Genomic DNA, 14,360 nt, shown 5'->3' on the forward strand with positions numbered 1-14,360 from the left:
GGACGTGCTCGGCCAGGCTCGCCGAGACGATCAATCCGAATCCGCCGACCCCGAGCGAGGCGACCAGATACAGCGCCACGCTCGCGGTCTGGGTCACGCCACCGATCAGCAGAGCCCTCCGCCGGCCCCACCGTGAGCACATCCACGCACCCAGTGCCGCACCCGCGAGTGCACCGACCGACGACAGGACGCCCTTGATCAGCGCGATCTGCCCGAGGGACAGACCCGCGTCGGACATGAAGGGGCCGACCATCGCCGACCCCATCGAGTCTCCGAACTTGAAGCCGCCGATGAGCAGGATGAAGACGATCATCCCGGGCCGGCGCAGACGCGTCCACCACCCGGCCGCCAGCCGTACCGGGGTCGCCGGCTCCTGAACGCTGCGTACCGACGCCTGCGGCATCGTCCACACGGGGATCGTCGTCAGAAGCAGCAGCCCGGCCATCGTGACGAACAGCGCTCGCCATCCCGCGATGGAGAACAGCCACAGCAACGCACCGCCGCCCACGATCATCCCGATTCGGTAGGCGCCCGCCTGAATTCCGTTGCCGACACCGCGCTCTCGAGGGCTCAGCAGCTGCACTGCGAGCCCGTCGGTGGCGATGTCCTGGGTCGCCGACACCGCATTGACGACCGCGATCCCAACCAGGAGCCAGCGCAGCGACGACTCGAGGTCCAGTGCCGCCATCGAGAGGGTCACCGCCGCCGACAGCAACTGCAGCGTCAGCAGCCATCGGCGTCGAGTGCCGTAGTGGTCGACGTACGGCGCCCACAGGAACTTCAGCGCCCACGGTGCGAACAAAACTCCGGTCGCGCTGATCGCGATCAACGAGAATCCGGACTCCCGGAGCACCACGGGCAGAGCCTGGGTGAAGAAGCCGAACGGCAGGCCCTGCGCGAAATACAGGGCAGCGAGCAGCACCATCGTGGACACAGGGATCGTGCCCAGCCGGGCCACTGATTTCATGGGCACATCCTGGCAGAGCCGTCGCCGCGGGCGACTCGACGGGCACGTCGCCGTCGCCGATTCGCCCGGGTTGCCAGGCAGTCGCAGCACCCGAGCCGCAAGGTTGCCTCGACGTTACGACTTTCGCCGACCTCCGGCGCGGCCGCAATCGGTCGGATACGGTCGGGGGCACACCGGATATGCGAAGAACGGATGCCGATGCCGCTGTACGAATTCCGATGCGCCGACTGCGGTTCCTTCGATCTCTCGATGTCGATGAGCGAGGTCGGGCCGGCCGCGCCCTGTCCCCGTTGTTCCCGATCGGCTCCGCGTCTGCTCGGCGCGCCGCGCCTCGGTCGTGGCGGATCGGCGGCGATGCGTGCACACGATGCGGCAGCGCGGACGGCGTCCGAACCCGGCGTCGTATCGGGTGCACTGCCGGGGAGCTCGCGGCGACCGCCGCGGCCCGTTACGACGGATCCCCGGCACCGCTTGCTTCCTCGCCCCTGAAGTTGCCGATCAAGGAGGTTTCGTGCCCGACGTCATCTTCCCCCTCGATTCGACCCGCCGCTTCACCGACCAGGACAAGATCGGTCACAACCGCTGGCACCCCGACATCCCGCCCGTCGCGACCGTGAAGCCGGGGGACTCGTTCCGGGTGCACTGCCGGGAATGGTTCGACGGGGCGATCCACAACGACGACTCGGCCGACGACATCCGCAACGCGCCGCTGCACACCGTGCACGCACTCTCGGGTCCGTTTGCCGTGGAGGGCGCGAAACCCGGCGATCTGCTGATCGTCGACATCCTCGACGTCGGCCCGATCCCGCAGGAGGACTCCGGCCCGCTCGCCGGTCAGGGCTGGGGCTACACCGGGATCTTCGCCAAGCCCAACGGCGGCGGCTTCCTCACCGATCAATTCCCGGACGCGTACAAGGCGATCTGGGACTTCTCCGGACAGAAGACGACGAGTCGCCACGTCCCGCACGTGTCGTTCACCGGCATCGTGCATCCCGGGCTGATGGGGACGGCCCCCTCGCACGATCTGCTCTCGACGTGGAACACGCGCGAAGCCGCGCTGATCGCCACGGATCCGGATCGGGTGCCGCCGCTGGCACTACCGCCCGAGCCGGACGGCGCGATCCTCGGCAGCCTCACCGGTGCGGATTTCGACCGGGTCGCAGCAGAGGCGGCACGGACCGCGCCGCCGCGCGAGAACGGCGGCAACCAGGACATCAAGAACCTCACCAAGGGGAGTCGGATCTTCTACCCGGTGTTCGTCGACGGCGCGAACCTGTCGGTCGGCGACCTGCACTTCTCCCAGGGCGACGGCGAGATCACGTTCTGCGGGGCCATCGAGATGGGCGGCTTCATCGATCTGCGCGTCGACCTCATCCGGGGAGGCATGGAGACCTACGGGGTGAGCGAGAATGCGATCTTCATGCCGGGCAACACCGACCCGCAGTTCTCGGAATGGCTCGCGTTCTCCGGCACCTCGGTCACCCTCGACGGCGAACAGCGCTACCTCGATTCCCAATTGGCATACCAGCGGGCATGCCTGCACGCGATCGACTACCTCACGAAATTCGGATACAGCCCGGAACAGGCATATCTGCTGCTCGGCGCGGCACCGATCGAGGGAAGATTGTCGGGGGTCGTCGACATCCCCAACTCCTGTGCGACGGTGTACATTCCGACGACGATCTTCGACTTCCCCGTGAAGCCGACGGCGGACGGCCCGGTGCGGATCGATCCGGGTGTGGGAGCACCGCATTCGCCCGCATGATCGGCGTCGCCGTGCCGGTCAGAGGAAGGCCGGCGGATCGTAGCGCGGTTGGAACAGCAGGATGTCGTCGGCCCCGGGTACCGCAACATCGACGGTGAGGCCGTAGCCGTCGTCGCGTACCTCACGGGTGAATCGTGCACCCTTCGAGGACAATTCGGCCATCGTCGCTTCGAGGTCGTCACACATCAGCGAGATCGAATGCTGCCGCGGCGAGGAGTACTCGACGCCTTCGTGGACGCCCGACGTCGGGTGGACGCCGAGTTCGGACGGTCCGGTGCGGAAGATGAGCCAGCCGCCACCGGTATCGACGGAGAGGAACCCGAGGATGTCGCGGAAGAACGCGCGGGTCGCGTCGGGGTCGTCGGAGTAGACCAGAGTGTGTACGCCGGTGATCATCGGTTCACGGTACGGCCGGAAGCGCGCTCTCGCTGCCGGAATCGTGTATCCGCAGGTCAGGTGTGCGGCGCGGTCAGGTGTGCAGCATGGTCAGTCGACCGGCGACGTGGACCTCGTCTTCCACCACGACCACAATGCGGTCACGATGATCGCGCCCGCGATCGAACCGATGATGCCGCTGGGGCGCAGCGCCAGACCGTCGCCGGCGAGCAGGCTGATGATCAGGCCACCGACGAACGAACCGCCGACACCGGCAACGAACGCCAGGGTCCAGTCGATTCCGGACTTGGACTTGCCCACGACGAGCTGTGCGACCGCGCCGACGAGCAATCCGAACAGGATGATCCCGATGATCAGCATGCCGGGAGTATAGGCAGCAAAACCCGCGCGGGCCCGGTATTGCGGGGCTCGCGGCGTTACTCAGCTTCCGCCCCAGATGTCCTCGAGAAAGCGGTGTTCTGCGCGCATACCGGACAGCCAGGTCTGCGCCTCGTCGACCGAGCAGCCGCGCTTACCTGCCACGATCTGGCTGAGGGCAGCACGAACCCCGGGAGCGAGCGTGCGGGCGTTGCCGCACACGAAGATCGACGCGCCCTGCCCGATCAGATCCCAGATCTCGTCCTGGTGGGCGAGCATCTCGTCCTGCGCGTACCGGCGGCCCTCGCGCGGTTGCCGTGAGTACGCGATGTGCACCCCGACGTCGGCGCTCGACGCGTAGGACTCCAGTTCGTCGGAGTAGATGTCGTCGTATCCGGGGCAGCGGCAACCGAAGAACAACAGCGAACGGGCCACCGAACCACTCCGTGCCTTCTGGGTCGCGCGTTCCTGAAGGAACCCGCGGAAGGGTGCCAGCCCTGTCCCGGCCCCGATCATGATCATCGGCACACTCGGATCGGACGGCGGGTAGAACGGGATGGTCGGCCGACGGCGGAAGACGAAGATGGTGCTGTTGGGCGCCATGTCCGCCAGATAGTTCGAGCACACACCCGCGAACGGGCGACCATCACCGCGAGCCGGGGCACGCAGCACCCCGGTGGTGAGGCTGCACGTCGCCGGATCGGTCGCCGGCGACGACGAGATCGAGTAGTACCGCGGCTGCAGCGGTGGCAGCAGATCCAGGTACTTCTCGAACGGCACCGTGCAGGCGGGGAAGCGCTCGAGCAGGTCGAGAACCGACACGTTGGGCAGGGCGACTTCGTCGCGGTACTGCTCGTCGTCGAGGAGGTCCAGCAGTTCGGCGCGTTGTTCCGGGTCCTCGGTGTACTCGGCGAGCACCTCGATGTCGGAGCGGGTGGCGCAGGCCTGCAGCTCGACGCAGCTGCCGAGGATGCCCAGCAGCGGGGTGGATTCGTCGACCGGCAGGTGGGTGTGGGTGCCCGGGTTCGCGACGATCGTGAGGTACATCCCGGCATCCAAACCGAACCGCCACATCACCCGGCGGATCAAGTCGACGCTGTTGCGCGGCAGCACGCCCAGATGATCACCGGCGCGATAGTCCATGCCCTCGGGCAGCGCGACCTCGACGTGCCGGGTGGATCGAGGCTCGGGAACGGTGGCACCATCGCGCACGAGTTCCCGGTTCACACGGACCCGGGCGGGGACGGCTCGATAGGACAGGACGACTGGATTGGCGAGCTGACGGTTGACGATCGAGATCGACATGCCACCGCCGTCCGGAGGTGCGACGGCTGCCGAGGGCAGATCGAGCGCTGTTTCGAAGTCCGACCACAGCTCCGAATGCCACTGCCGGTACTGGGCGTCGAAGTCGCCGTGCGCGTCGCCCGCACCGCGCGGGCGGATGCGTTGCGCGCCGTGCCGTTCGAGTTCCGTGTCGATGAGGGTCGGGACCGCCTGATAGGTGGCGGCCCAGTCGGTGTCGCCGCAGCCGAACACGGTGTACCGCACGGCCGAGTACGCATCGTCGGGCAGCGACGGCTCGCGCAGCGCCGCGACGAATTGTTCGGCGTTCTCCGGTGGCATCCCGTTGTACGACGAGCACACCACGATCAGCGACGACGCCGTACGGGCGGCATCGATGTGGTCGTCGAGCGTGCCGACGGTCACCCGGAATCCGCGTTCGGTGCCTTCCCGGGCGAGTTTGTTCGCAATGCCTTCGGCGGTACCGAGATTCGATCCGAACAGGATCGTCAGCGGTGTGCCGTGCCCGGTGGCGGGTGCTGCCGGCTCGGCGGCAGGTTCCGGGGTGGGCGCGGTGTCAGCGGCGACAGGCGCCGCGGTGCCGAGTGTGTGCCCCGCGCGAGGCCGGACCCGGATGTAGAACTCGTCCGGTTTGACGGTGAGCGCGGTCCGGGTGTGCAGTTGGTAATCGCGGTGATCTTCGAACTCGAAGCGTTGCAGAAGCATTCCGAGGACGAGCGTGGCCTCCTGCATCGCGAACTGCCGTCCGATGCAGGCCCGCATCCCGGTGCCGAAGGGCTTGTAGGCGTTCGGGGGAAGTGCCTGCTTGTGTTCGGGGGTGAAGCGGTCCGGATCGAATGTGTCGGCGTCGTCGCCCCAGACGGCCGGGTCGCGGTGCAACGCTTGGATGATTACGGAAAGTCCTGTGCCGGCGGGGATCGCGTAGCGTCCGGCGAGGATCTCGTCCTGGCGTGGAGCACGCGTGAACATCGGTGCGGTGGGCCACAATCGGAGCGTCTCGTCGAGAATCTGCGTGACGTAGGTGAGGCGGCGGATCTGCTCGTAGGTAGGCCGTGGATTGTCGCCGAGCACCTCGTCGACCTCGGCCCGCGCACGGTCGGCGATCTCGGGGTGTTTCACCAGGAAGTACAGTGCGAACGAGAGCAGGCCGCTGGTCGTCTCGTGCCCGGCGATCAGGAATGTCAGGCACTGGGCGACGATGTTCTCGTCGGGAAGGCCGAGACCGCTCTTCGGATCGACACCCTCGAGCATGCGGCCCAGCAGGTCCGTATTGTCGGCGTCGCTTCCGCGTCGGCGACGTTCCGAAATGAGCCCTTGGACAAGGGTTTGCATGTACTCCTGGTCTTCCTGGGCCCGCCGTTTCGCCTGGATGTCCAGGCGCCGCTGAATCGGCAGCTGGCGGGCGCGTTTCTGGGCCTGGGCCAGTGAGCGGACCATCGCCGCGACGAACGGGTGCGGTGTCTCGCGGTAGAAGGAGTTGAATCGGTAGTCGAACCCGCACAGGGCGATCGTGTCGAGGGTCAGTGCGGTCATGTCGACCGGGACGTTCACCTCGTCGCCGGGATTGAGACGCGACCACTTGTCCATCAGCTGGCCGGCGATGTCCAGCATGCGCGGGACGTAGTCGCGCATCGCCTGCTGGCTGAACGGCGCCATGAGGATGTTGTGGGCGCGATGCCACAACGGGTCGTCGGTTGCGCTGGTGAACAATCCGGATCCGGCGACGCTGTTGCGGAGGGCGCCGAGCCCGGCACCGACTTGTTTGTCGAACCGGGTGTCGTCGCACAGGTCGTCGACGAGATCGGCGCCGGAGACCATCACCCGGGTTCCCATGGGTAGCGACAGCTTGTAGATCGGGCCGTATTCGCGGGCGAGCGCGATGAAGCCGTCGATCGGGCTGTGGGTGTCGATGTCCAGCAGGTTGCCGAGCCACGGGAGTCCGTGGGGGCCGGGAAGGTCGTCGAGTCCGATCGGTGTCGTCATGGGTTGCTCCGAGCGAGGGAAGCCCTGGCTGTCGCGGTCGCGGATGCAGCGGCACCGGTGAGCGCCGGAGCAGGGGAGGACGTCCGCCGCCGGGGTCGGGCCGGGGTGGTGGGATCTGCGGTCCGATCGGATCTCGGCATCGACAATCCTCACCGTTGCAGGCAGAACGGGAACGATCGAGCGAAATTTTACTCGGTCTCGCGCGCCGATTCCGGGCCCTCGGATACCGGACGGAGTCACTACGTGAGCAACGACCAGGTGGATGCGATCGCGCCGCCGTCCCACCCGCCGCCGCAGGCTCCGCCCGATCGCGCTGGGTAGGCTGCCCGAGGGCGCGCCCGGTGCCGCCGCGCAACCCCGCGCGCTCGAGGCGCTCGGCAGCGGGTTCTCCACGGCCTTCCTCGTGGTCGCGGCCGCCGCCCCTGGCCCCCGCGCTGCTCAGCTGCTTCGGGCTGCGTGGAGTGCGCGAGGTTCGGTCCGGTCGCGGCTGCGGACCGAGTCTGCTGCGGTCTCCGACAGCGGACCTGGTGGGGAAAGCAGAGTCGGCGCCGATCGTGGGTCAGTTCCGCTCGGTGAGTCGGATGACGGGAAGCTCGCGGTCGGTCTTCTTCTCGTAATCGGCGAACCCCGGGCTCGCGCTGACGATCTGTTCCCAGGCGCGCTCTCGTTCGGCGTCGTGAAGTTGCTCGGCGTCGACGGCGACGGTGCGTCCTTCGACCTCGATGCGCACCTTGTCGGGGTTGGCCGCGATGTTGTAGTACCAGCCGGGATTGCCGGCGGCGCCGGCGGCCGAGGCGACGATGAGCCGGCTGCCGTCCGGACCGGGAAACCAGTTGACCGGCGTCGAACGTTCCTGCCCCGTCTTGCGGCCCACAGTGGTGAGGATGAGGGCATTGCTCCCGCGGAAGCGGCCACTGCGCCGGATGCGCCCGGCCATCAGTTTGTTGACCAGACGGAACAGGGGACCGGACGGCTGGCGGGCACCACGAGTTCCCGCGGGGGTGTCGAAGCTCATGGCCGTGTCCTTTGTTCGGGTGTCGGTCGCGGCACGGATCAGCCGCCTGCGCGAGCGCGGAGTTCGCGTCGACGTGCCGAGCGCCGACCCCGCAGCCGCAGCCGACTGTAGGCGAACAGCGCGAGCACGACTCCGACCAGCACCAGCATCCCGATGTTGAGCAGCCACGCCGACGCGGTGTGCTGCCACAGCGCATCGGCCTCGGCCGTCGGATCCTTCGCTCGAAGGTCGACGGTCGAGGCCGATGCGGCGTATCCCCAGCGTGCCGAGAACAGCCACGACAACTGTTCGAGCACGACGCGGCCGGTGATCGGGATCAGGCCCCCGCTCATCACCAGCTGCACCATCACCGCCACAACGAGCATCGGCATGACCTGCTCACTCGACCGGGCCACCGCGGACAGGGCCAAGCCGAGGACGACGCACGAGCACGTGGTCAGCGCGATGTCCACCATCAGTTCCACGGCGCCGACCGGAATCAGGGAGCCGGGGCCCGGAGCGCCCTTGCCGGCCATGACCACCAGCACCAATACGACGGACTGGACGATCGCCGCCGCACAGAACACCAGGATCTTGGCCCACAGATAAGCGGAGGATTGCAGTCCCGCGGCGCGTTCCCGGAAGTAGATCTGCCGTTCGCCGACGAGATCGCGCACCGTCAGCGACAGGCCCATGAAGCAGGCGCCGAGAATCAGCAGGATGAGGATGAACGACAGCTCTCCGGGTTCTTCGCCGGGGGACGGGAATCCGAAACCGTCGTCGCCCGGCACGAGAATGGTCAGGCCACCGAGGACGAACGGCAGCACCGACAGGAAGATCAGATATCCGCGGTCCGCGCGGATCAGTCGCAGCTGCCGCCGCGCCACCGTGCCGAGCTGCTTCGTCCGCGACGTCTGGGCCGGTTGCGGCAGCGGACCGGGCTCGGTCGCCGGTGGCTGCTCGACCAGGGTGCTGCGCGCCAGGTGATCGGCGTACACGGCGTCGGGTTCGGCCGCGACCCGGGCGAAGATCTCCGCCCAGTCGGTACTGCCCAGCGCCGAACCCACCTGCGCGGGCGGGCCGACGTAGGCGGTCTTGCCGCCTGGTGCCAGGAGCAGCACCTGATCGCACATCTCCAGATAGGACAGCGAATGCGTGATCACCAGGATCACCCGGCCCAGGTCCGCGAGGCGCCGCAGGGTGGCCATGATCTGCCGGTCCAGGGCCGGGTCCAGCCCGGACGTGGGCTCGTCGAGGATCAGCAGTGACGGACCGGTGAGCAGCTCCAGGGCCACCGACGCCCGCTTGCGCTGCCCGCCGGACAGATGATCGACACGGGTGTCGGCGTGCTCGGTGAGCTGCAGCTCCGCCAGCACATTCGCAATGGCCTCGTCCCGGTCCGAACGCGTCGTGTCCGGCGGCAGCCGCAGTTCCGCCGCATAGCCGAGTGCCTGCCGCACGGTGAGCTGTCGGTGCACCACGTCGTCCTGCGGGACGAGTCCGATCCGCGACCGCAACGCCTCGTACTCCGAATGCACGTCGTGGCCCTCGAATTCGACGACACCGTCGGTCGGGCCGGTGGTTCCGGAAATGATCCTCGCGACCGTCGACTTGCCCGCCCCGGACGGGCCGATCACGGCGGTGAGCGTGCCGAGCGGGGCGGACAGGCTGACGTCGTCCAGAAGTCGCTGCCCACCGGAGATCGTCAGACCGACGCCGTGCACACGCAGCCCGACCGTGGGTGACGGCTCCTCCTGCCGTGGCACGAGGCGATCGCCGTGCACCACCAGATCGGTGTTGCCGATGGTGACGACGTCGCCGTCGCGCAGGGGTGTGCGGGTCACCGCTTTCCCGTCGACGTACGTGCCGTTGACGCTGCCCAGATCCTCGATCTCGAGGCCCGACGGGCCGGTGTGCAACGCCGCATGGACGCGGGAGACGAGGACGTCGTTCACGACGATGTCGCAGGTCCGGTCGCGTCCGATCGAACGTGCGCCGGCTTCCAGGGGGCGTCGCTTGCGGCGCGGTGCGGGCCGCATATCGTCGGCGCGCATCGTCCGCCACTGCTCGATCATGCCCTTCCGGGTCCGTGTCGCGGACGGGTCGGCCACGCTGATCTTCAGCGACGGCGCGGTGAAGGGACCGCCGCAGCGCACCACGACGGAGTCGGTCACCGCGATCCGATCCACGCGGTGGCCGTCGACGAACGTGCCGTTCTTGCTGTCCGAGTCCGTGACGTACCAGCCGTCGTCCCACAGCACGCGGGCATGCTCGCGGGAGACCATCGGATCGGCGATCGTGATGTCCATTGCCTCGTCCCGGCCGATCCGCACCTGGTCGGGCGCGTCCACGACGGTGCGGCCGCCCTCCCACTCGATCACTACCCGGCCGTTTCCGATGTCCATCGCGTCGGCCTCCCGTTCAGTTGTCGGGACGCAGCACCAGGCGGGTGCCGCGCGCCTCTCCGGCCTCGAGGCGGCGGTGGGCCTCGCCGGCGGCGCTCAGCGGTAGCTCCTCGATGTGCCGGGGGCGCAGCACCCCGTCGGCGAGCAACGTGGTGACGTGCCGTGCGGCTTCGGCCAGCTCGTCGGTGGTGGCGTTGCTGATCGCGAAGCCGAGCAGACTGCGGTCGCGGGGGTACAGATCGCCTGCCCGGCACTCGAGTTTCCGGTCCATCCCGGCCATCACCACGATCCGGCCACGCAGCGCGAGCAGCTCCAGGGCGTCGGAGAGATCGAGCCGGCCGGACGTGTCGACGAGCACGTCGACACCGTTCGGAGCGGCGGCGCACAGTTGTTCGATCAGGTCGGGAGCTGCATAGTCGAACACCTGCGCCGCGCCCGCCGAACGGCACCATTCGTGGTCCTGCGCGCGCGCCGACGCCAGGACGCTCGCACCGGAGCGTGCAGCCATGGCGGTCAACGCCGAGCCCACATGCCCGGCGCCGCCGGCGACGAACACCGTGTCGACCGCCCGCAGACCGGCATGGGTGTACAGGGCGAGATGCGCGGTCGCCGCGGGGTGCGCGACCGCGACCGCGACGACCGGATCCACCCCTTCGGGCAGCGAATACACCCGTTCGACCGGAGCGGTCGTGTATTCCGAGGTCGGGCCCTGCCGGCCGTCGTGCCCCAGGCTGTTGCACCACACGCGGTCGCCGATGTTCGGGGCCGTCACGTCGGCGCCCCGGTCGACGACGGTGCCGACGACGTCACGTCCGATCACGAACGGGAACGTCACCTCGGTTCGGAATCGTCCGGACCGGACGAAGGTGTCGACGTTGTCGACCGCGACCGCCTCGACCCGCAGGAGCACATCACCGGGGCCGCATCGCGGAACGGGCAACAGGCCGTAGCGAATCGCGTCGACGCCGCCGAGCGATTCGACGTAGGCCGCGTGCATGTGTTCCGGGGCGGGCACGAATCCGATGGTACCGACCGGGCCGGTCCTCTCCGGGTGGTTCGCGAGGGTTCGCGGGCGCCCGATCCGGGCGCGGCGGGATACTCGGACCGTGACCGCTCCGCTGTTCGCCGCCGAGCCCCTGGCCGGGATCGCCCTGGTCGTGGCGCTGGCAGCGTGGATCGTCTCCGAGGTTCTCATCGGGCGGAGGCATCCGCCGTCCGCGACGAACCCGGTCGGCCGCGGAACCGGTGTCGCCGTCGGGCTGGGCCTCGTCGCCGTCTATGTCGGCGGTCCCGTTCTGAGCCTGACCGTCACGGAAACGACGATCACCACCGCGCCGCTGCTCCTTTTCGTTGCCGGACTGGCGATTGCGTTGGCGGGGCAGGGATTCCGGCTGCGCGCGGTGCGGGAACTCGGTGCGGCGTTCACCTTCGAACTGCAGACGGTCGCGGGTCAGCGGGTGATCGACACCGGGCCGTACGCGCGGATCCGGCATCCGTCGTACACGGGAGCGCTGATCTGTGCGCTGGGATTCACTCTCGCATATACGAATTGGCTGGCGCCCCTCACGGTGCTCGCGCTGGCCGCCGCCTATGTGGTGCGGATACCGGCGGAGGAACGCATGCTCGTCGACGCGCTCGGCGACCCCTACCGCCGCTACATCGCCCGCACGTGGCGGCTGATTCCGCACGTGCTCTGATCACGGTGGGCAGAGCGCGGCCACGACCGTTCGCGCCACCCAGTCCGCATACCGGTCGAGTGTCCAACCCCGTTCGAGGACCAGTCGCTCGTAGGTGTCGATCGCCAGATAGTTCCACAGAACATCGCGAACCTCGTCGAGGTCGACGCCGGCACGAAGCTGTCCGGTGGCCAGGAAGTGCCCCCCGAGCATCGTCGCTGCGGTCAGTCCCTCCTCGCTCAGTTGCCGCCACACCGGGGTGAGCGAGTCGTCCACGTGCCGTCCGTCGCGAATGAGGATCTGCACCTTCGCCGATCGTTGCTGCCGGCGGGCCAGGGCGTGGACGAATATCTCGATCTTGCGGCGCACGTCCGGTTCGGCGAACATCGCCTGCTGCTCCGGACGTTCGGCGACCGGCACCGGTTCGTCGTCACCGGCGATCACGAAGTCGAAGACCGCTTTCGCCAGCGCCGCCTTGCTGCCGAAACTCTTGTACAGGCCTTTGACCGAGACACCCGCCCGGTCCGCGATCCCGGCGAGGGTGGTGGCCCGAAAGCCGTCGCGTTCGAACAACTCTTTCGCGGCCACGACCACGGCGCGACGTCGCGCGCGGGCCTGTTCCTGCCTGCCGGAGGAGTCGTATCGCCTCTTGACTTCGGCCATCACCGCTCCGATAATTTGGGTACAACCTGATTGAACTCAATGTATCAGGTCCGCCACCGCGAACTCCGCCACCGCATCCCTGAGCATCGGAGCAATCTGTCGAGCCTTTGCACAAGAGTCGTAATCCGTTGTGCGGCAGAAGGCTTCCATGAATTCGAGGGGCTGAGCGGACGAAGGGAAGGAGAGGGCCATGGACATGGAGCGTCATGAGCCCGCCGATACCCGAAACATGGGGATCGTCCACAGCGCTCTGCGTCGCGATCTGGAACGAACCCGCTGGTACTGGTGTCCGAATCACCACCCGACGAGCGACGCCGACGAGAGCTCGCCGACCACATCGTGTGGATGATGCGTGCCCTGCACTTGCACCACACCGCCGAGGATGCCGGACTGTGGCCGCTGATCCGGGCCAGGAATCCCTCCGCGAGTGCACTGCTCGACGAGATGGCGACCGACCATCGGCGGATCGCGCCCGCATCTACGCGGTAGGCCCGGGCAGCTTCCTCCAGAGCGGTGATCGCGGGCGCGCGGGAACGGTTGCTCGGCGCGCTGGCCGGGCTCAACGAGGTCCTGTTGCCGCACCTTCGGCGTGAAGAACTCGAGATGATGCCGGTCGTCGGCGCCACCCTCACCACAGCCGAGTACCTCGCCGTCGAGAACGAGTACTTCGTCAAACCGAAGGGCATCGTCGAGCTGGGAGCCGAAGGACCCTGGATCGTCGACGGCGCCACCCCGGAGGACCGCGATGTGATCCTGCACGTCATCCCCGCCGTCCCGCGCTTCGTTCTCATGCAGACCTTCGGCCGGAGATACCGCCGCAAGGCCGCGAGGTTGTGGAGCGATGGACCGGCGGCGGCTGTACGCCCGCTGAAGGTCTCACCGGGGCGGGACGATGTCGCTTCGGTGGAGCCGAGCCCCCTGCGGGACGGAACCGGCCGGATCGGCAGCCGAAATCTCGCCGATTAGTTCGATCAGTTCGATTGGATTGTGTCGGAAAGTGATTCGGACTCACCTCCACGTGGGGGAGCGGCGCCGCTACGCGGCGAACCTTACCGGGCGTCTGTGCCCGGACCGTAGAGCCGCGCCACGTCGGGGGAGTCGAGCCACTTGGAGTAGGTGGGCGATTGCGGCCATCCCTCGGGGGAGTCCTGCCATTCCTCCTGCCGGCCCCACGGCAGGATGTCGAGCAGGGCGAAGGTGTAGCTGAGCTGTTCGGTGCCGCGGCCGGTGGTGTGCCAGGTGCGGTAGACCTTGTCGCCGTCGCGGAGGAACACGTTGACTGCGAAGTCGCCGCCGGGCGGCGCGTCGACGTCGGCGCCGAACGAACTCTCCGAGGACGAGTACCAGTCCATCCTGTTGCCGACCTTGGCCTTGTAGGCCAGTGCCTCGTCGATGGGACCGTTGGTGACGATGACCATGCGGGCGTCGTAGTTGTCGAGGATGTCCAGCCGGGTCCACTGCGTGGAGAGGCTCGTGCATCCGCCGCACTGCCACTCCGCGCCGTCGGACCACATGTGGTGGTAGACGATGAGCTGCGAGCGGCCCTGGAACACGTCGACGAGGCGAATCGGGCCGTCCGGGCCGATCAGCGTGTAATCGGGCAGTTCGACCATCGGCAGCCTGCGGCGCTGCGCCGCGATGGCGTCGAGTTCACGGGTGGCGGCCTTCTCCCGTCTGCGCAGGTCGTCGAGCGCTTCCCGCCAGGTCTGCCGGTCGACGATCGGAGGTAGGGCACGGGCGGTCTGCTGGGTCATGATCTCTCCCAGGGTCGAATGGATCCGTTCTCCTGTATCGACCGGGAAGCGGCCCGAAAGTCATCATCAACAGAAACGGCGGGGTCGAGGAACCTGGT

The 14,360-nt window shown here is 68.0% G+C and carries 14 protein-coding genes; 5 read left to right on the forward strand and 9 right to left on the reverse strand.

What is annotated here, in order from left to right:
- Positions 1-967, reverse strand: a 967-nt coding sequence (locus I0Q12_RS31455) for an MFS transporter (RefSeq protein WP_374069054.1), incomplete at its 3' end; no start/stop codon positions are given.
- 198 nt (positions 968-1,165) lie between these two features.
- Here I0Q12_RS31455 and I0Q12_RS31460 point away from each other — a divergent pair.
- Positions 1,166-1,456, forward strand: coding sequence for an FmdB family zinc ribbon protein (locus I0Q12_RS31460; protein ID WP_197257964.1), 291 nt, complete (start codon positions 1,166-1,168; stop codon positions 1,454-1,456).
- A gap of 22 nt (positions 1,457-1,478) precedes the next feature.
- Positions 1,479-2,732, forward strand: coding sequence for a formamidase (gene fmdA / locus I0Q12_RS31465; protein ID WP_197257966.1), 1,254 nt, complete (start codon positions 1,479-1,481; stop codon positions 2,730-2,732).
- Positions 2,733-2,750: 18 nt separating this feature from the next.
- On the opposite strand, the gene I0Q12_RS31470 is transcribed toward fmdA, so the two are convergent.
- The 6 genes from I0Q12_RS31470 to I0Q12_RS31495 all read right to left on the reverse strand — a co-directional run bounded on the left by I0Q12_RS31470 (position 2,751) and on the right by I0Q12_RS31495 (position 11,184).
- Complete coding sequence (locus I0Q12_RS31470; RefSeq protein WP_197257968.1) at positions 2,751-3,128, reverse strand: VOC family protein; 378 nt, start codon at positions 3,126-3,128, stop codon at positions 2,751-2,753.
- Positions 3,129-3,218: 90 nt separating this feature from the next.
- The gene (locus tag I0Q12_RS31475) at positions 3,219-3,488 is read right to left on the reverse strand and encodes a GlsB/YeaQ/YmgE family stress response membrane protein (RefSeq protein ID WP_197257970.1); all 270 of its coding nucleotides are present in this window, start codon (positions 3,486-3,488) and stop codon (positions 3,219-3,221) included.
- A 60-nt stretch (positions 3,489-3,548) separates the two neighbouring features.
- Positions 3,549-6,770: a bifunctional cytochrome P450/NADPH--P450 reductase gene (locus I0Q12_RS31480; protein WP_197257976.1), complete on the reverse strand. Its 3,222-nt coding sequence runs from the start codon at positions 6,768-6,770 to the stop codon at positions 3,549-3,551.
- Between the two features lie 559 nt (positions 6,771-7,329).
- Positions 7,330-7,785, reverse strand: a complete 456-nt coding sequence (locus I0Q12_RS31485) for a nitroreductase/quinone reductase family protein (RefSeq protein ID WP_197257981.1) — start codon at positions 7,783-7,785, stop codon at positions 7,330-7,332.
- A gap of 38 nt (positions 7,786-7,823) precedes the next feature.
- Positions 7,824-10,169: an FHA domain-containing protein gene (locus I0Q12_RS31490; RefSeq protein ID WP_197257989.1), complete on the reverse strand. Its 2,346-nt coding sequence runs from the start codon at positions 10,167-10,169 to the stop codon at positions 7,824-7,826.
- Positions 10,170-10,185: 16 nt separating this feature from the next.
- Positions 10,186-11,184 carry an NADPH:quinone reductase gene (locus I0Q12_RS31495; RefSeq protein WP_248673872.1) on the reverse strand — a complete coding sequence of 333 codons (999 nt, stop codon included), beginning with the start codon at positions 11,182-11,184 and terminating at the stop codon, positions 10,186-10,188.
- 91 nt (positions 11,185-11,275) lie between these two features.
- On the opposite strand from I0Q12_RS31495, the gene I0Q12_RS31500 reads away from it, so the two are divergent.
- Positions 11,276-11,866, forward strand: a complete 591-nt coding sequence (locus I0Q12_RS31500; RefSeq protein ID WP_307846680.1) for an isoprenylcysteine carboxylmethyltransferase family protein — start codon at positions 11,276-11,278, stop codon at positions 11,864-11,866.
- Here the strand turns inward: I0Q12_RS31500 and I0Q12_RS31505 are convergent, their stop codons facing one another.
- Complete coding sequence (locus I0Q12_RS31505; RefSeq protein WP_197257993.1) at positions 11,867-12,508, reverse strand: TetR/AcrR family transcriptional regulator; 642 nt, start codon at positions 12,506-12,508, stop codon at positions 11,867-11,869.
- Between the two features lie 285 nt (positions 12,509-12,793).
- On the opposite strand from I0Q12_RS31505, the gene I0Q12_RS34565 reads away from it, so the two are divergent.
- Entirely contained in the window at positions 12,794-12,997 is a 204-nt protein-coding gene (locus tag I0Q12_RS34565; protein ID WP_307846681.1) for a hemerythrin domain-containing protein, read from the forward strand.
- Positions 12,998-13,021: 24 nt separating this feature from the next.
- Positions 13,022-13,474: a hypothetical protein gene (locus I0Q12_RS34570; protein ID WP_231611797.1), complete on the forward strand. Its 453-nt coding sequence runs from the start codon at positions 13,022-13,024 to the stop codon at positions 13,472-13,474.
- Positions 13,475-13,557: 83 nt separating this feature from the next.
- Here the strand turns inward: I0Q12_RS34570 and I0Q12_RS31515 are convergent, their stop codons facing one another.
- A complete protein-coding gene (locus I0Q12_RS31515; protein WP_197257995.1) occupies positions 13,558-14,262 on the reverse strand; it encodes a DUF899 family protein in 705 nt (234 codons plus the stop codon).
- Positions 14,263-14,360 lie beyond the last annotated feature (98 nt).

The organism is Rhodococcus sp. CX (assembly GCF_015865005.1).
In the GTDB taxonomy this organism is placed as follows: Bacteria; Actinomycetota; Actinomycetes; order Mycobacteriales; family Mycobacteriaceae; genus Rhodococcus.